The organism is Bradyrhizobium sp. SZCCHNR1051 (assembly GCF_032489615.1).
In the GTDB taxonomy this organism is placed as follows: Bacteria; Pseudomonadota; Alphaproteobacteria; order Rhizobiales; family Xanthobacteraceae; genus Bradyrhizobium.
In genome coordinates, this window is the sequence record NZ_JAUEYJ010000035.1 from 1 (window position 1) to 13,998 (window position 13,998).

Genomic DNA, 13,998 nt, shown 5'->3' on the forward strand with positions numbered 1-13,998 from the left:
TTTGCGACAAAGGAGCGGACGCTATCCGGGCCTTTCCCGGTCATGCGTGCGAGCAAAGGCAATCCTTCGTCGAATAGCCGTTTGCGATGATCGATCGGCGCTTCAGCGCCCGAAGCGTTAGCTTCGGAATCTTTCTTCTCTGTCTCTGACTCTGACTCTGGGGGCGTTTCTGAAACGTTTCGTTTGCTGTTTCTGAAACGTTTCACTCGCTCGGTTGAAACGTCTGACTTGTATTGCCGCGAGCTCCAGTTGTGGGGTTGCATACGGCCATCTTCCATCCTGTCGATAAGCTCGGCCTGTACCAGCTCGGCAATGATGGCAGCCGCTTGCGGTGGCGTTATTCTCAACTTGACGGCGACCACCTTAATATCTGGAAGCGCGCCGCCGTATGCTGACGCGACGCACATGAGATTGAACCAGGCCCTATGGGCCTTATCGCTGAGAAGGATCAGCTTCGGATCGTCAACAGCTTCGTTATAGGCACGCCACCACCAACTCATGCCATCCCCAGCGCATGTTTGTATGCGTCGAGCACGGCTTCCTGCGCAGCAATGTCGTCCGGAGACTGCTTGCGCAGGCGAATGATCGTCCGCAGCGCTTTGACGTCGTATCCCGTACCCTTGGCTTCGGCGTAGATATCCTTGATATCGTCGCCGATCTCGGCCTTCGCAGCTTCCCGATTTTCGATCCGCTCAACAATGCTCTTGAGCTGCGCGTTCGCGTTGTGGCCTACTTCCGTCATTGATCTGTCCCCAATGGTTTGACGATAACGCGCGCTCCTGCCGGGGCCTCGCCCCACTCAACGACAAGCCGCTCGCAGAACTTGTCGTTGACGATCACGGCTCGGCTTTGCAGCCAATCCAAAACTCCCTTGCTGAAGTTGTCGAGGTCGCCATTCCGGCGCCGGATGATGAGCTGTGCCTCGAATTTACCGCGGATCGGTTTCAGACCACGAAATGCGCCGGTAGCGATCGACAGCTTGTCAGCCTCGATCTTCCATGCCGCGTATTCAGGGCTGATTCTGACGCGCTTCTTGCCGGCCTTCCTGGCCCTCCAGATGCGGTTAACGCTGACCGGTGGCGGGAGATCGAGCACGATATCAGCCGGGCAATGGAACGGCGCATCGGCAAAGGATGGTATGTTGCTCATGCCGCCCTCTTCCTCAGTTCGTGTTTGATTTGCTTCATCACCGCGCCGTCGAGCAGGCTTTGCAGTTCATTGCGTCGCACCGAATACGGCCGCTCGGCTGCGAGGAGCGTCCGAAGCTCAGCGATCCGATCCGCAAGCTTCATCCTGCGAAGACGCGATACGATGAGATGCAACGGTTGCGGCTTCATTGGCCTTCTCCTCAAGCAAATTGGTGAGATGCTGCACGTCAGCGGCGATGTCTGGATCTGTGATCTTGAACGCTTCGATCTGCTTGATCGCATGCAGGATCGTGGTGTGATCCCGCCCCCCGAAGCGGCGGCCGATCTCGGGAAGGCTCTTGGATGTCAGGATTCGGCAAAGATACATTGCGACCTGACGCGGCCTGACCAGCCCCCTCATTCGTCGGCTCGATTGCATGTCGGACATTCGCATCCGATAGTGGTCGCAGACGACGCGCTGGATCGTATGAACCGAAATCGCGCTGGGTCGATCGGAGATCGAGAACCAGAGCTTCTTCATCTCTGGAATTGAAAATCGCTCGATCTGGCGCTCGACCCATTCCTTTTCCTGGAACGGTTTGACCGCATCCAGCTTATGCTTTTGTCGAGCTTCTGCTCTGCTGCTTCGTTCAGATGCGGAGAAGCATTCCACCGGCTTGTCAGGAACGGCACATGCTGCGATCCGAGCCAGACGTGCCTTGCGCTCGTCGATGAGCTTTTTCTGGAACGGGGTCATGCCGCGTATACCAGTTGTGGCCGGGTGCTCCAGTTATGATCCCAGAAGAACCAGGCGTGGTTGAAGGATGGTTTCCCCTTGGAATCCTCGAACCATTTGATACGTTTGGTAAGGACGATCTTCATCGCAAAAGCCGAGCAATTCGCGAATAGATAAGATCGGCTTTTGGCGTGGTCGAAGTCGGTACGAAGCAGCATTGCCACGAATCCTCGATGAGGCTTTTGGAATGTCAAAGCGCGTTCAATGAATTGCGTGGCGTACTCGTAGGGTGGGTTCGTAATAATTGCGTCGTGGGGGCCATCGATCGGATCTGAGACTGTCAAGAAGTCCACGCCGATGAACTCTGGATCGTAGACATCCGTTGCCGTCACCGAATGATGGGTACGCCCAAGAACGCGAGACATCTTGCCAGACCCGCAAGCCGGTTCCCAAATCCGCAATGGCCTTGCAGGAAGATGAGATAACAGCGCCTCTGTTACCCATTCCGGGGTCTCGTATAGATCGCGCTCTTTGCGTTCATAACCTGAATTGCGTTGGCTCATGCGATGACCTCGGGGCTTCCGAGCACCTTGTAGATCAGGCGCCGCGAGTCATACGCTTTCGTCTTGCGGAGGATTTCCTGCAGGTGGTCCTCGATGGTCCGGGGGCTACAGCGTAGTTCGATAGCTGCTTCCTTGTGCGAGTAGCCCTTGACCAACAGCGCGCAGACTTCTCGTTGCTTCCGGGTGAGGTCCGGAAACAGATCGGAAATATTGATCGTCATGATTTCCCCTGCCCTTTTATCGCCTACTAATCCTTACCCACCAGAGCTTTAGCCGAGCGAACAGAAGCGTGATCAGACCCGGCGACCGCCTCGGTGATTTCGAGTTCATGCTGCAACTTCCGCATCTGCCGTTCACATTCCGCGCGGTACGCCGCGTGTAGCTTCAGATAGATCGAGTGGCTGATCGTCTTCAGGCGGTCTCGCCGATACCGTAGTGACCAGAGAAATCCGTATTCGACGCCATATTCGCGCTCGATCTGGCGCATGGCATTCTCGATATCTCCTGGCCCACGCGCTTTCATCCGCGTCAGGTCTTTCGACCATACGGCCGCTTCGTCGAGATAGGCCGCATCCGTCATTTGCGACATTGGCAAAACCTTTTTAACCACCTGAAACTCTCCTCATGGTGTGGTGATGGCACCATGAAGCACGCTAACGACGATGACACATGGACAAGCATCGGTTTCCAGGCCCAGCTCGTCCTCAACAAATTACGGGTCTCGGTCGAACTAACCGAGATCGACCACGCGAATGGCGGTCTCCGTAACTCCGTTCCAATCGACCAGCATCGAGGCGAAGAACGCAGAAACGCCGACGACGATGGCGATCAGCCCGAAGAACACCACACAGAACGCCAGCGCCACGCGCTCGCGAAATGCGGGTGAAATCTGAGTTTCGTATTCGCGCGTTTCCCCGGCGCGCGAGAGAGCCCGGCCGGCGGTCGCACTGCCCCCGACGTCGGCCGGGCGGCTCAGTCCAAATTGACGTGCCATTTTTGTCTCCGTTTGAGGAAACGCGCCGACGCAACTACCATCAGGAACCGCAAGAGCAGCCAGACGGTTACAGGTATCCACATGGCGGAACCCCGTACTTCCACGTGGAGTCGAAATGGTAACTTGTGGTCGCTCCATTTTTCCGCCCAGATTGCGAATGCGTAGCGCGTGACGGGGAGCGGCAATGACCAAGCATGAAGTCGATAAAAAGCTGCCGGATACCTTTGGGCTTCCGGAATATCTGATCTCGACAGTTGTTACGGAAATCGATGGGCCGAATGTCCGCATGGTGTGCGGCATCAGACGAGGAGGACAGATCCACTGGCTTTATTCTGCGGTAATGCGTGCTGATCAACTTATCCAGGCCTCGGGAGACTGCCGAGAAGCAGCCGAAGAGGCCTTCAACCTGGAGGAGCTGATGTCGCGTCATTGATCGAATCCTTCTTCGATCAATGTTCCAACGGCGATGCCAGTGTGCCTCGAAATGCGCTTCGCGACCTTCGGCCGCGGAGTGCGTTTCCGGTTCTCCCAGCGCCACACGCTATGCGGCGCAACTCCCAGCTCTTTCGCCAGGGCTTCCTGGCTGATCTGCCGGCCGACGCGATAGGTCGTAAGTGGGTGCGGTTTTTCCATGCACCCTCCACTATACCAAAAAGGTAGGACGCGCAAGCCCTATTTCCTACCACCTCGGCAATGGGAACCATACCAAAGTGGTACTATAGTTTTCCCATGCCTCCCCGTATCGGTCCCCGCAAACCTGTCCGGCTATTCCTCGCGGAATGGCGCGAGAAGCGCGGTTTGACCCAGCAACAGCTCGCCGACCGGCTTGAGACCTCAGACGTTACGGTTTCGAGATGGGAAACCGGCAAGCGCCGTCCCGATGATGACGCCAAGTCTGCGATTGCATGGGTGCTTGGGATCGACCTGGTTGATCTCTATCGCCACCCTGAGCAGCCGAGCGCGGATGCGTTGCTCCGAGATCAGCCCCCAGATGTCCAGGAACAGGTCCTCCGGGTCATTACGGCCATGCGCCGCTAAATCCTAAATCCTGTTGATGATTTCCAGATCGGCCTATATGCACGGGTCGGCTCCTACCATTTTGGCTAAAATATTTTCCGAACCCCTATTGCCATTCCTACCAGTTTGGTTTAGCGTCTTCTTCATCAAGACGGCACCGCACTAGCCCGCCACCCCGTACCGAAAGGATCGGCCCAGCCGATGGGGTCCTCGAAAGAGGGTTGAAACTCCGATCCGGCTTCGGCCGGGAGCCGAGAGCAAGACAGGCAGGGTTGGCAACTGCAGGATGGGCTAGCGCGGTGCCGTCCGATCAACACGGGGAACGACAATGCGCCAGCGGATCATCCCTTCTTACTTCGTCGTCATGGCCGACTACGGCCGCCGTGGGCTTGAAGCGGTGGTCGATCCCGAGATCACCCGTCAGGGCGTGATCGACCGGATCAAGTCCGGCGAATACCAGAACATCGCGTTCATCCAGTTCGTCGATGACGGCATGGTCGATGACGTGACGGACGAGTTGATCGATGCGGCCGAACTCGAGCTTCGCGCGGTGCTCGCATGAGCCCGCAGGACCTCGCAACGCTCGCTCTCCGACGCTGGTCCGAGCTTCGCGCGCAGAATGTCCCCTGCAAGGATCGCGTGCTGGACCCGGAGTTTCAGAAGTACGAGCGCGATCTGGAAGTCATCCGTCAGTGCATGGAGCGCCGAACATGAGAGCGAGTGATTACAGCGCGTATCTCACCGGCATAGAGATGGGAGCCCGCATCATGATCCGGAATGCCAAGCTGATGCCGAGCCGTCCCGACTTTGAAACGAAGGCTGAGGCTGAGTTAGCGAGAGCGCGTCAGGTCCTGACAGATGCTCTTGAGAGCGTCGTCAGGGCGCAGGCCGAATATCAGCGCAAGCCGGTGGACGCATGAACATAACTCCATGCGAAGACTGCGACAATGTTCATGAGCAGTCCCGCAAGGGATCGCCGAGAGGGTGGCTTTGCGTACGCTTTCCTCGGCTTGAGAACCTGAACGCAGTGGCGCCGAAGCTTTGGGTTCACGCCGAGCCCTACAACCGATGCGCCAACATCAACCTGGGTCATTGCCCGTGCTTTGTGAAGCGGCGGGATGGGCAGACGGAGAATGGGCTGTGAGCTTTACCGAGGACCAAAAGCGTTTGCTTGATGCGCCATTGTCGCGCTCGCACGTCAAGACCAGGGCGCAGGCTGGCCGCCAGCTCTCGTATATCGAAGGCTGGACAACGATAGCTGAGGCTAATCGGATTTTCGGGTTTGATGGCTGGACCCGTGAGACGATCGATATTCGGTGCGTGTCCGAGCGCGAACGCGAGATCGGTGCACAAAAGCGCCCCGGCTGGGGCGTGTCCTATGTCGCCAAGGTACGCGTAATCGCTCTTGGTGTAGCGCGCGAAGGCGTCGGAGCCGGCCACGGTATCGATGTTGACCAGGGCCAAGCGCATGAAAGTGCGATCAAGGAAGCCGAGACCGACGCTATGAAAAGAGCGTTGATGACGTTCGGAAATCCGTTCGGTTTGGCGCTGTACGATAAAGAGCAAGCCAATGTATCGGATGAGCAGCCGCAAGACCCGGCTTTGCGCCTGCAATACATTGCCGAATGCAAGACCAAGATCGCCAACTTCCCTGATGGCGATCCGCGCATCGGCACGTGGTGGAAGGATGAGCGCCAGGCCCGCATCGACTTTGGCCTGACGCAGGCTGACATCGACGGTCTCAAGGATCTGGTCATTGCCAAAGGTCCGAAGCAGGGGAAAGCCGCATGACCGCGTTCAAAGCTGTCTACAGCGATTTCAAGCTGGTCAAGACCAGAGGCGTTATCCAGGTGATCCTTGAAGTCCCGATCGAGCAATCTGATGCTGCTTATGAAGTGCTCGGTGGAATGCCACAGCCATCGAAAGAGCGCTGGTTTGCTGTTGCTGCCCTTGCTCCGGGTGCGGCCGACGCGAAGCCCAATCCGGAGGTCCAGCCCCGGCCGGATCGGGCTAAGCGGGATTGGCGGGATTTGCCGGCCAGCCAGCAGGCGGCGCTGCGATGCAATGACGCGACGTTCCGAGCGTTTTTGAACGAAACGCAATGCGAAGGTTGGGCTGCCAACGACGGCCTTGCTGCTGAATGCATCCGTTCAATCTGCAGAGTCGCATCGCGTGCCGAACTCGACACTAACCACAAGGCCCGCGTCATCTGGCACCAGCTCGATAGCCAATACCAGGCATGGGTAGCAAAGGAGCGCGTAGGAGCATGACCGGACAGCGCATCGTCAGACCTCCAACCGCATTTTCTGTCGCCTCGACCAAGCAGCGGCGGCCGCGGGAGAAGAACGAAAGTCACCTCTCGTTCATCCGCTCGCTCAAGTGCTGCATCTGCGGTGCTCCTGGACCGGACGCGGCTCATCTGCGAGCGGCAAGCGTGATCCACGGAAAGCGTGAAACCGGAGGGTCCGAGAAACCATCTGACAAATGGGTAGTTCCCCTCTGCCGGACGCATCACACGCAGCAGCATGGCATGAACGAACTGCGGTTCTGGGCGATGCACAATATAGAACCGTTCGGGCTCGCACTGTCGCTCTACGCGCATTCAGGGGACGACGAGATTTGCGAGAGCGTACTGAACGCTCATCGCCCACCGAAATGAAGAATTAAGGAAAGTCCGCGCCACGCCCAAGGTTCTGAAAGCGCTGTTGTGGATAGTTGGCTTGTTGGCCGTCGCCTTTGCCGTCTTTGTCGTGTGGTGGATCTGGGTTCTGAGCCACGGGCCGGTCGGCGGCATGTGCTGCGGGTTTTGAGGAGAGGCAATATGATAAAATGCCCTAAGTGTACGTCTTACCATATCAACGGTCCCACCTATCACAAGGGACCATTTGGCCAGGAAAACTTGGTCTACAAATGCATGCAGTGCGGATATTCGCGATGCGAGCGAACCGCCGATTCTGAAACTATCATATCTGCTGGTCTTGGCGCGCGTCTGCCGGACTGCGCGGCTTGCGGTAAGCAACCTCACGATGACTGCACCAATCCTGCCTGCGCCTTCCGCGAACCTCGTACAGCGGCTGGAAGTCTCGACTAGCCAAAGCCGAGGCCGGGAGTGCTTTGCGTCTGTCTGGTTATGCTGAAGGGTTGAACGATGAGCCATATGCGGAAGCCGCGCCTACATAAACGGATGTATGCCGTCTCGAAAGAAGGCCTCGGCATCATCGCGGGAACAATGGCCTATTCGCGCCGAGAAGCGATCGATCTCTTCACGCCACTAGGAAAGTGGGAAAGATACAAACGTGAAGGATATCGGACCGTAATGGCCCGGGTCGAGATCATCTCTCGCTAAGCGCTAACGAGTTGATACCAACGAAAGCCACGCTCATGACCCCAGACCTTGAACACCTCCTAGACGACCTCCTCCAAACAATGCAGCACGCGCGGCCGTTTCTCGGATCGCGCGAGCAGATGCACCGGGACGATGTGAAGCGGTTCGACGCGGTGACGGAGCGGTTGAAACTGGCATTGACGGAAAGGACGAAGCCATGAGCATCACAGAGCGCGATCGGCAGGCCGTACAAGATGGTCAAGGAGTCATCAAAAACGGGCGCTACTTTAACACCGGAAAGACCTACAACGCCGATGGCACGCTGCGCTTTGACTTCGACGCGGCGAATGCACGCAACCCATGGTTCAACGGTGACACTTTCCATGGCTACGATGATGAGGGTTGCCCTATATGGAACAAGGCCAAGGAAGGGACGAAGCCATGACCGAGAAGAATTCGCCGCTGCCCTGGGAAAAGTGGTCTGGCGGAGTTGTCGCCAGTAGAGGCAAGCAGCTTTTCGTCGGCACGAATGCCAACGCCGCGCTGATCGTCCGGAGCGTGAACGGCCTCCCCGAGGCGATTGCGGCGCTGGAGGATCTACAGCAGAAGGCTGGCGTCGTTGCAACATGGCTCAATCATTGGGATGTGCCGTTTGCTGCTGAGGACGAGTGGCGCGGCCCGACCGGCGATGGGCAACTGTTCTTCAATGCGCTGAACAAGGCGGCAGCCGCCCTCACCAAGCTGAAAGGCTGAGCCATGAGCGAGAAGCTACCGACCTCGTTAGAGGAAACCATCGACTTCATCTATGAATGCCAGAACATGGCCGATGCTACTGCAAAGGCAGAAGTGCTGTGGCCAGTCCTCCGCGCCGCTGCTGCCAGCGCGGAGCCGGTGGCGTGGGTAATTCCTGGCGACGACAACGCATATCCTGATGGATCGATCAGCGCGTGGGCGTGGCAGAACGGCGAGTTTTCCAAGCCCCTCTACACCCACCCAGCTCCTGACGCCGAGATCGTGGGGGCGCTGGAGCGATGCAGAACCGTTCTCGGCAATATGGCTCTTGAGAACGAAGGCGCGATCTTCAATCGGTGGCCGATCAACCACGAGCCTTTGCGGAATGATGCGCGCGGGTTGCTTCCGATCATTGACGCCGCCCTCGCCAAGGCCAAGGGAGGATCGCGGACATGAGTGATCAACGCAACGGCATGGATGAATGGCAGGACGCGACCAACGCGCGAATGGCAGCCGGAAACGAACCGGATTCGATGGCGGCGCTGCAAGCCGAGATCGCCAGCCTCAAGGCAAACCTTGAGCAATCCGTCGAGCACGGAGCGAAAGGATGGGCTGAAGTAGCCAGCCTCCGGGCGCAGCTCGCAAGCATATCTCGGGAGTTGGCAGACGCAAAATCAAACGTCACATATCTGAGCAATGCCGCAGAAACAGCGTTTCGTGATCGCAACTATTATTCGGCGCAGCTCGCCAGCGCGAGGAAGGCGGCAATCGAGGAGTGCGTGAAGATTGCCGAACGATTTGCTGGCGCGAATGCAGTATCGGAGCCTTACACCTCCTACATTCAAGGACGTGCGGAAGGCGCCCAAGCGGTTGCCGCCCATATACGCGCAGCCGCGTTAACTGACAAAGAAGGCACATCATGACGCGGACACTAGTAGCAACAGTCGAAAAGTTGCCAGATGGCAACGGACTCGTGTTTCCGTGGGTCGTGAAGTGCGACGGAGACATGCTGAGAAATTCAGACGGTGTTGCTCGACGGTTCATGACAGAGCGCGCTGCACAAGCGGCAGCAAAACGCGCCGGATTTAAGTTAAAGACAGAACAAGGCGAACGATGAATGTCCTCGATCTGTTCAGCAACATCGGCGGTCACGCCATCGGCATGCGAGAGGCCGGAGGTTTCCGAACCGTGCAGTTTGTCGAGATCAACGAACGACGCCGCCGGTTGCTCGCTCACCATTTCCCCGGTGTGCCGATCCACGATGACGTGCGCACGTTCTCCGGAGTACGCGCCGACATTGTTATCGGTGGCCCTCCCTGCCAGCGCACCAGCGTTGCCGCCGCTATCCATGGCAAGCGCACAGGCGAAAGCCTCTGGCCTGAAATGCTGCGCGTTGGGCTCGACGCCGGCACAGAATGGTTTGTCGTGGAGCAGCCCCCGGGGAACGCGGAGTGGGAAGCCAAAGTCACGGACGATTTGGCGCGATCTGGCTATCACAGTGCCAGAGTTGAGTTTGCGGCTTGCGACCTTGGTGCGCCTCATATCCGCAGGCGAGTGTTCATTCTTGCCCACCCCTGTCTCGCGCGACTATCGATCGCCTGGCAGGCCATCCCACAAGAGATTGACAGAATCGCGCGGGCAGCCGTTGCCGGAAACCCTTGGCATGCGGGTCCACCCCGAGATCTGCGAGTGGCTAATGGGCCTTCCGGTTGGCTGGACCGAAATGCTGCCGTCGAGGCAATTGGAGATTCCAACCCTCCCGCAATGGTCACGGCCATTGGGCGAGCAATCGCGCTAACGAACTGTCAACACAAGGATTGAGCACATGGCTAAAGCAGTGAAGACCGCCGCCGCGACTCCGAAGCAAGTCGAACTCAACCGCTGGTGCATTGAGATGGCGATGCGTTGGCCCGTGGTGACGACTTATGGCCCCACCAATGGCGTCTACAGCGCTGGCGGCGGCTTGCCGCATCACCAGGCCGACGCCGACGTGATCGGGCGAGCCAACAAGATCATGGCCTGGATCAAAGAGCAGCATTAGCAACTGGATAATGAGGACGCCATGAGAGAGGTCTTTTCCGAAACCATGGGCCATTGCCCGTTCTGCAAGTCGCTTCACGTCTCGATATGGACTGAGACGGATGGAAACTTCGCGGTGACAGACGCGTGGGTCGAGTGTGACGATTGCGGGGCGCGCGGCCCATCAGCCGACACCGAAGCTGAGTCTGCACAAAAGTGGAATGCTGCGACAGCAGCGTAAACCATCGGATAACGAACATGACCGAGCAAAAATATAAAGTCGGCTGCTGGGATTGTGGCGGCGGCGGATATTACGAAGAGTCGTGCACGTGCGGCGAGGATTGTTGCTGTTGCCTTGAGCCCACCCCACCGCGTTGCTCGACATGTCGCGGCAAGGGCTACCTGATCGTATCCGAACTCACGGACGACAATTGCGAAGACGCGGTTCCCATAACCTCGGGTTAGCGCACATGATCGAGGCCATCAGTCCTGAGGAACTGGCGAAGACGCTGGGCTGGTCGCCGAAGCGATTGCGGCGGCTGGCGAAAGAACTTGGCGCGTGCTGCATTTTGAGCAATCGTATGGCCCTCCTTCCCCGACACGTCGAGACGATCATAAAGGCGACTGAGCCATGCCCCTCAAGCTCTACAAGCGGAAAACCCGTGACGGTTTTGTCTGGCACTACCGGGGGAAGGTCGCCGAAGATTACCTCCGCGGAACTACTGGCACGGCGAACAAAGCCGACGCGGCGCGCTTTATCGCCGCGCTCGAACGAGAGCACTTCAAACGTGGTCTCGTTGGACCGCAAGACCTGACCTTCCCCGAGGCCGTCGAGCTCTATGAGAAGGCCGGCCGTGGCATGGATAAGCGGTCTCAGATGTACATCACCCGCCTGTTGCTGCATTGGAAGGATGCACGGGTGCGCGACATGACTGCCGGTGCGATCCGCCAGAGCGCAATCGACATCCACCCGAACGATAGCGGCGCGACCAGAAACCGCCAGGTGATCACCCCGACGCAGGCGATCATCAATCACTGCGCCGAGCTCGAGCGGTGCGCGCCGGTCCGGGTGCGCCGGTTCCAGTTCGAGCGGAAGATCAAAGCGCCGATCACGCTGGAATGGCTGGATACCTTCTGCAAGCACGCCGAGCCGACTATCGGCGCGCTCGCGCTGACCATGTTCGCTACCGGATGCCGGATCTCAGAGGCCCGCCGGATCGAGTGGCGAGACATCGATTTCAAGGCTCAGACGATCCTAGTGCGCGACCGCAAGACGAAGAAGCAGCGCATCGCCCATATGCCGCAGCGGTTGTTGGTGGCACTGGCGAACCTGCCGCGCGACGCCGCTCCGTTCGACCGCCCCGAGACATCGATACGCCGCGCCTGGGATGCGGCGATTGCCGCGGCTGCGGAGGCTCAGGAGAGCTTCGAGCGCCTAACCTGCCATTCATGCCGGCACGGGTTCGCCACTGCGCTGCTGCGCCAGGGCAAGGACGTGGCGACGGTCGCCAAGCTCGGCGGATGGTCGTCACCGCACCAGGTGCTCGCGACCTATGCTCATGCGATTGACGACGCGACGCTGACGGAAGGGCTGTTCGATGTGACGGAACCGACCAAGAGGAAGATCAAAAATGGGTAAGCGTGAGGTCTACAGAGATGAGGATTTCTACCTCATCAAGCGCGATGGATTTTACCACCTCATTGCGACCCACGAAGGCCAGCGCATTCGAAAAAGCCTGCGCACGAAAGATCTCGGAGAGGCCAAGATCAGGTTGGAGAGCGTTAAGCGAGAATGCCTTAGTGGCTGGAGATCGAGTTACGACGACTCGGACATGGACTGGAGGCAGGTCGCTCTCGCAGTCCACAAGAGGCATCGTCTCAGTTCTGTAGAACGCAACATTCCATTCGATCTTGACCCCGCCGAGGTCTACGAGCTGATGCATTCGACTGGCTTCAAATGCGCAGTTTCTGGTATCGCTTTTTCGAAAACGACGGTGCCCGGCCGCTGGCGAGATCCATGGGCTCCGAGCCTGGATCGAATCGAAAACCGCCATGGCTACAGCATCGACAATGTTCGCGTCGTTTGCCTGATCGCGAACACAGCGATGAATTCTTGGGGATACGACACGCTGTTACGATTGGCGCGAGGGGTTGCGAGATCGGCGGTCGTCGTAGCAAATGAGGAGACATCTACAGCGCACGTACAGCACGCGGAAACACACGAAACTTCTCAAGTTATTGATTTTAAACAACTATCAAAATAGGCAAAGACCCGTCCGGGGGGTCTTTCGACCCTCCTGGCACAATGAAATTCCATTGTAAAAACAATGGACAGAGCAGCCAGCGCCTCGCCGATCGGGGCCAAAAGAGGGTGAACATGACCGGAACAGATCAGAAAATTCGCACGCCAGCAGCACGCAGCCGTTCTGGCCCCGTTCGCTTCGAGCTGATCGACAAGGACGGCATTCCGATCAATGCGAATGGAGGTATCCGATTCTTCGTATCCGCAACCGACGCGGCTGCGTACGCTCGCAAGCTCTGGCCCGATCAGTCCCAGGACGAAGATCGGACCGGCCGCGGCTGGGACATCCAGGTTATGGGAGCGGATCGATGAGCGTGATCAAACTGCACCCGAAAGACTACGAGGCGCTCATGGACACGCTCGCCGCCCCGCCCGAGCCGAACGAGGCGCTACGCCGGTTGCTGAACAACGAGACCGTTCTGGACCGCCTGCGTGGCGTTCAGGCGCAACCCGGCACGCCAGAGACGGATGCAGATCCACGCAATCACCAGGAGGCAGCATTGAGCGGCGATAGTCAGTGGCAACCGATCGAGACGGCACCGAAGGATGGGGCTCCCATCCTGGCATATACCCCTGACGGGTTGAATGGACCCGTTCAAGCTGTCGTCTACTGGTACGTGCATAAAGGCGAGCGATTTCTGGAAACTGATATTCCAGAATTCTACCGGAGAGAAGAATGGGAGCACTCATGGTGGGAGGGCGCTGGCTTCAGCCCATTTCGTGCCACCCACTGGATGCCGCTGCCGGCTCCCCCGGTGGCAATCTAACCACAGATCGCAAGATGGGCGGCATGCAAGCCAACGTCACCGAGGGCTCAATCTCTCCCGAGGGTAGAGACCTGTGCACCTGCCGCCCAAAGTTTTTTTACCGTAGTTGGGCTCAACTGACAAGGCAGAGCCGCATGGAGCGGCAGGAGGCAGGAATGGCGAAGGTCATACAGGTGATTGAGGTGGAAGAGAAGCGCGGCAAAGGGATCGTCGGAGATCCCGTGCGCTGCGTGATGCAATACTGGTCGTTCGACGGCGAGCTATTGGCCGAGAACGATCCGGTCATTTCTGACCGGCCGACGCAATCAATCATGGCGGCTGACCAGTTCATTCGAGACACATGCAACCGTCAAGGCGCCGTGAGGGTCGCGGGGAGCACGACCGGCCCCGAAGATCAGCGCTAGGGCAAGATTAAC

The 13,998-nt window shown here is 58.2% G+C and carries 28 protein-coding genes; 19 read left to right on the forward strand and 9 right to left on the reverse strand.

Annotated features, from left to right (window positions below; genetic code table 11):
- The 8 genes from QW868_RS31365 to QW868_RS31400 all read right to left on the reverse strand — a co-directional run.
- Window positions 1-500 (reverse strand): hypothetical protein (locus QW868_RS31365; RefSeq protein WP_316232384.1); only part of this gene is annotated, 500 nt, incomplete at its 3' end.
- On the reverse strand, window positions 497-742 hold the full coding sequence (locus QW868_RS31370) for a DUF2312 domain-containing protein (protein ID WP_315731615.1): 246 nt from the start codon (window positions 740-742) through the stop codon (window positions 497-499). The genes QW868_RS31370 and QW868_RS31365, both read right to left, overlap by 4 nt.
- Entirely contained in the window at window positions 739-1,149 is a 411-nt protein-coding gene (locus QW868_RS31375) for a RusA family crossover junction endodeoxyribonuclease (RefSeq protein ID WP_315731613.1), read from the reverse strand. The genes QW868_RS31370 and QW868_RS31375 overlap by 4 nt, the downstream gene beginning before the upstream one ends.
- Window positions 1,150-1,266: 117 nt before the next feature.
- Window positions 1,267-1,884 carry a helix-turn-helix domain-containing protein gene (locus QW868_RS31380; RefSeq protein WP_315731611.1) on the reverse strand — a complete coding sequence of 206 codons (618 nt, stop codon included), beginning with the start codon at window positions 1,882-1,884 and terminating at the stop codon, window positions 1,267-1,269.
- Window positions 1,881-2,426 carry a class I SAM-dependent methyltransferase gene (locus QW868_RS31385; RefSeq protein ID WP_315731609.1) on the reverse strand — a complete coding sequence of 182 codons (546 nt, stop codon included), beginning with the start codon at window positions 2,424-2,426 and terminating at the stop codon, window positions 1,881-1,883. Before QW868_RS31385 ends, QW868_RS31380 begins: the two co-directional genes overlap by 4 nt.
- Entirely contained in the window at window positions 2,423-2,647 is a 225-nt protein-coding gene (locus QW868_RS31390; RefSeq protein WP_315731607.1) for a helix-turn-helix transcriptional regulator, read from the reverse strand. The genes QW868_RS31385 and QW868_RS31390 overlap by 4 nt, the downstream gene beginning before the upstream one ends.
- Window positions 2,648-2,673: 26 nt before the next feature.
- Window positions 2,674-3,036 (reverse strand): hypothetical protein, encoded by a 363-nt coding sequence (locus tag QW868_RS31395; RefSeq protein WP_315731605.1) that lies wholly within the window; start codon window positions 3,034-3,036, stop codon window positions 2,674-2,676.
- 120 nt (window positions 3,037-3,156) lie between these two features.
- On the reverse strand, window positions 3,157-3,420 hold the full coding sequence (locus tag QW868_RS31400) for a hypothetical protein (RefSeq protein ID WP_315732904.1): 264 nt from the start codon (window positions 3,418-3,420) through the stop codon (window positions 3,157-3,159).
- A gap of 184 nt (window positions 3,421-3,604) precedes the next feature.
- On the opposite strand from QW868_RS31400, the gene QW868_RS31405 reads away from it, so the two are divergent.
- Window positions 3,605-3,853, forward strand: a complete 249-nt coding sequence (locus QW868_RS31405) for a hypothetical protein (protein ID WP_315731749.1) — start codon at window positions 3,605-3,607, stop codon at window positions 3,851-3,853.
- Here QW868_RS31405 and QW868_RS31410 read toward each other — a convergent pair.
- The gene (locus QW868_RS31410; RefSeq protein ID WP_315731747.1) at window positions 3,847-4,053 is read right to left on the reverse strand and encodes a helix-turn-helix transcriptional regulator; all 207 of its coding nucleotides are present in this window, start codon (window positions 4,051-4,053) and stop codon (window positions 3,847-3,849) included. The genes QW868_RS31405 and QW868_RS31410 overlap by 7 nt on opposite strands.
- 96 nt (window positions 4,054-4,149) lie before the next feature.
- Here QW868_RS31410 and QW868_RS31415 point away from each other — a divergent pair, with 96 nt between their 5' ends.
- From QW868_RS31415 to QW868_RS31495, 18 genes are all read left to right on the forward strand, one after another.
- Window positions 4,150-4,458 (forward strand): helix-turn-helix transcriptional regulator, encoded by a 309-nt coding sequence (locus tag QW868_RS31415; RefSeq protein WP_315747734.1) that lies wholly within the window; start codon window positions 4,150-4,152, stop codon window positions 4,456-4,458.
- A 307-nt stretch (window positions 4,459-4,765) separates the two neighbouring features.
- Complete coding sequence (locus tag QW868_RS31420) at window positions 4,766-4,999, forward strand: hypothetical protein (RefSeq protein WP_315731743.1); 234 nt, start codon at window positions 4,766-4,768, stop codon at window positions 4,997-4,999.
- Window positions 5,000-5,147: 148 nt separating this feature from the next.
- Complete coding sequence (locus QW868_RS31425) at window positions 5,148-5,357, forward strand: hypothetical protein (RefSeq protein ID WP_315731741.1); 210 nt, start codon at window positions 5,148-5,150, stop codon at window positions 5,355-5,357.
- A 220-nt stretch (window positions 5,358-5,577) separates the two neighbouring features.
- On the forward strand, window positions 5,578-6,228 hold the full coding sequence (locus QW868_RS31430) for an RAD52 family DNA repair protein (protein ID WP_315731740.1): 651 nt from the start codon (window positions 5,578-5,580) through the stop codon (window positions 6,226-6,228).
- Window positions 6,225-6,707 carry a hypothetical protein gene (locus QW868_RS31435; RefSeq protein WP_315731738.1) on the forward strand — a complete coding sequence of 161 codons (483 nt, stop codon included), beginning with the start codon at window positions 6,225-6,227 and terminating at the stop codon, window positions 6,705-6,707. Before QW868_RS31430 ends, QW868_RS31435 begins: the two co-directional genes overlap by 4 nt.
- Window positions 6,704-7,096 (forward strand): putative HNHc nuclease, encoded by a 393-nt coding sequence (locus QW868_RS31440; RefSeq protein ID WP_315731736.1) that lies wholly within the window; start codon window positions 6,704-6,706, stop codon window positions 7,094-7,096. Before QW868_RS31435 ends, QW868_RS31440 begins: the two co-directional genes overlap by 4 nt.
- Before the next feature lie 883 nt (window positions 7,097-7,979).
- Window positions 7,980-8,207, forward strand: coding sequence for a hypothetical protein (locus QW868_RS31445; protein WP_315731733.1), 228 nt, complete (start codon window positions 7,980-7,982; stop codon window positions 8,205-8,207).
- The gene (locus tag QW868_RS31450; RefSeq protein WP_315731731.1) at window positions 8,204-8,515 is read left to right on the forward strand and encodes a hypothetical protein; all 312 of its coding nucleotides are present in this window, start codon (window positions 8,204-8,206) and stop codon (window positions 8,513-8,515) included. The genes QW868_RS31445 and QW868_RS31450 overlap by 4 nt, the downstream gene beginning before the upstream one ends.
- A gap of 3 nt (window positions 8,516-8,518) precedes the next feature.
- Window positions 8,519-8,950: a hypothetical protein gene (locus QW868_RS31455; RefSeq protein ID WP_315731729.1), complete on the forward strand. Its 432-nt coding sequence runs from the start codon at window positions 8,519-8,521 to the stop codon at window positions 8,948-8,950.
- Window positions 8,947-9,417: a hypothetical protein gene (locus QW868_RS31460; RefSeq protein WP_315731727.1), complete on the forward strand. Its 471-nt coding sequence runs from the start codon at window positions 8,947-8,949 to the stop codon at window positions 9,415-9,417. The genes QW868_RS31455 and QW868_RS31460 overlap by 4 nt, the downstream gene beginning before the upstream one ends.
- A 190-nt stretch (window positions 9,418-9,607) precedes the next feature.
- Complete coding sequence (locus tag QW868_RS31465) at window positions 9,608-10,315, forward strand: DNA cytosine methyltransferase (protein ID WP_315731725.1); 708 nt, start codon at window positions 9,608-9,610, stop codon at window positions 10,313-10,315.
- A 4-nt stretch (window positions 10,316-10,319) separates the two neighbouring features.
- Window positions 10,320-10,535 carry a hypothetical protein gene (locus QW868_RS31470; protein ID WP_315731723.1) on the forward strand — a complete coding sequence of 72 codons (216 nt, stop codon included), beginning with the start codon at window positions 10,320-10,322 and terminating at the stop codon, window positions 10,533-10,535.
- 45 nt (window positions 10,536-10,580) lie between these two features.
- The gene (locus tag QW868_RS33625; RefSeq protein WP_409998301.1) at window positions 10,581-10,754 is read left to right on the forward strand and encodes a Lar family restriction alleviation protein; all 174 of its coding nucleotides are present in this window, start codon (window positions 10,581-10,583) and stop codon (window positions 10,752-10,754) included.
- A gap of 390 nt (window positions 10,755-11,144) precedes the next feature.
- On the forward strand, window positions 11,145-12,152 hold the full coding sequence (locus tag QW868_RS31475; protein ID WP_315731721.1) for a site-specific integrase: 1,008 nt from the start codon (window positions 11,145-11,147) through the stop codon (window positions 12,150-12,152).
- Window positions 12,145-12,777 carry a hypothetical protein gene (locus tag QW868_RS31480; RefSeq protein ID WP_315731719.1) on the forward strand — a complete coding sequence of 211 codons (633 nt, stop codon included), beginning with the start codon at window positions 12,145-12,147 and terminating at the stop codon, window positions 12,775-12,777. The genes QW868_RS31475 and QW868_RS31480 overlap by 8 nt, the downstream gene beginning before the upstream one ends.
- Window positions 12,778-12,890: 113 nt before the next feature.
- Complete coding sequence (locus QW868_RS31485) at window positions 12,891-13,127, forward strand: hypothetical protein (protein WP_315731717.1); 237 nt, start codon at window positions 12,891-12,893, stop codon at window positions 13,125-13,127.
- Window positions 13,124-13,582, forward strand: coding sequence for a DUF551 domain-containing protein (locus QW868_RS31490; protein ID WP_315731715.1), 459 nt, complete (start codon window positions 13,124-13,126; stop codon window positions 13,580-13,582). The genes QW868_RS31485 and QW868_RS31490 overlap by 4 nt, the downstream gene beginning before the upstream one ends.
- A gap of 155 nt (window positions 13,583-13,737) precedes the next feature.
- On the forward strand, window positions 13,738-13,986 hold the full coding sequence (locus QW868_RS31495) for a hypothetical protein (protein WP_315731713.1): 249 nt from the start codon (window positions 13,738-13,740) through the stop codon (window positions 13,984-13,986).
- Window positions 13,987-13,998 lie beyond the last annotated feature (12 nt).

Bases quoted from the DNA above. Each gene is read 5' to 3' on its own strand.
- QW868_RS31370 (WP_315731615.1), bottom strand. From the start codon at position 742: ATGACGGAAGTAGGCCACAACGCGAACGCGCAGCTCAAGAGCATTGTT.
- QW868_RS31375 (WP_315731613.1), bottom strand. From the start codon at position 1,149: ATGAGCAACATACCATCCTTTGCCGATGCGCCGTTCCATTGCCCGGCT.
- QW868_RS31380 (WP_315731611.1), bottom strand. From the start codon at position 1,884: ATGACCCCGTTCCAGAAAAAGCTCATCGACGAGCGCAAGGCACGTCTG.
- QW868_RS31385 (WP_315731609.1), bottom strand. From the start codon at position 2,426: ATGAGCCAACGCAATTCAGGTTATGAACGCAAAGAGCGCGATCTATAC.
- QW868_RS31390 (WP_315731607.1), bottom strand. From the start codon at position 2,647: ATGACGATCAATATTTCCGATCTGTTTCCGGACCTCACCCGGAAGCAA.
- QW868_RS31400 (WP_315732904.1), bottom strand. From the start codon at position 3,420: ATGGCACGTCAATTTGGACTGAGCCGCCCGGCCGACGTCGGGGGCAGT.
- QW868_RS31405 (WP_315731749.1), top strand. From the start codon at position 3,605: ATGACCAAGCATGAAGTCGATAAAAAGCTGCCGGATACCTTTGGGCTT.
- QW868_RS31410 (WP_315731747.1), bottom strand. From the start codon at position 4,053: ATGGAAAAACCGCACCCACTTACGACCTATCGCGTCGGCCGGCAGATC.
- QW868_RS31415 (WP_315747734.1), top strand. From the start codon at position 4,150: ATGCCTCCCCGTATCGGTCCCCGCAAACCTGTCCGGCTATTCCTCGCG.
- QW868_RS31420 (WP_315731743.1), top strand. From the start codon at position 4,766: ATGCGCCAGCGGATCATCCCTTCTTACTTCGTCGTCATGGCCGACTAC.
- QW868_RS31425 (WP_315731741.1), top strand. From the start codon at position 5,148: ATGAGAGCGAGTGATTACAGCGCGTATCTCACCGGCATAGAGATGGGA.
- QW868_RS31435 (WP_315731738.1), top strand. From the start codon at position 6,225: ATGACCGCGTTCAAAGCTGTCTACAGCGATTTCAAGCTGGTCAAGACC.
- QW868_RS31440 (WP_315731736.1), top strand. From the start codon at position 6,704: ATGACCGGACAGCGCATCGTCAGACCTCCAACCGCATTTTCTGTCGCC.
- QW868_RS31445 (WP_315731733.1), top strand. From the start codon at position 7,980: ATGAGCATCACAGAGCGCGATCGGCAGGCCGTACAAGATGGTCAAGGA.
- QW868_RS31450 (WP_315731731.1), top strand. From the start codon at position 8,204: ATGACCGAGAAGAATTCGCCGCTGCCCTGGGAAAAGTGGTCTGGCGGA.
- QW868_RS31455 (WP_315731729.1), top strand. From the start codon at position 8,519: ATGAGCGAGAAGCTACCGACCTCGTTAGAGGAAACCATCGACTTCATC.
- QW868_RS31460 (WP_315731727.1), top strand. From the start codon at position 8,947: ATGAGTGATCAACGCAACGGCATGGATGAATGGCAGGACGCGACCAAC.
- QW868_RS31465 (WP_315731725.1), top strand. From the start codon at position 9,608: ATGAATGTCCTCGATCTGTTCAGCAACATCGGCGGTCACGCCATCGGC.
- QW868_RS31470 (WP_315731723.1), top strand. From the start codon at position 10,320: ATGGCTAAAGCAGTGAAGACCGCCGCCGCGACTCCGAAGCAAGTCGAA.
- QW868_RS33625 (WP_409998301.1), top strand. From the start codon at position 10,581: ATGGGCCATTGCCCGTTCTGCAAGTCGCTTCACGTCTCGATATGGACT.
- QW868_RS31475 (WP_315731721.1), top strand. From the start codon at position 11,145: ATGCCCCTCAAGCTCTACAAGCGGAAAACCCGTGACGGTTTTGTCTGG.
- QW868_RS31480 (WP_315731719.1), top strand. From the start codon at position 12,145: ATGGGTAAGCGTGAGGTCTACAGAGATGAGGATTTCTACCTCATCAAG.
- QW868_RS31485 (WP_315731717.1), top strand. From the start codon at position 12,891: ATGACCGGAACAGATCAGAAAATTCGCACGCCAGCAGCACGCAGCCGT.
- QW868_RS31490 (WP_315731715.1), top strand. From the start codon at position 13,124: ATGAGCGTGATCAAACTGCACCCGAAAGACTACGAGGCGCTCATGGAC.
- QW868_RS31495 (WP_315731713.1), top strand. From the start codon at position 13,738: ATGGCGAAGGTCATACAGGTGATTGAGGTGGAAGAGAAGCGCGGCAAA.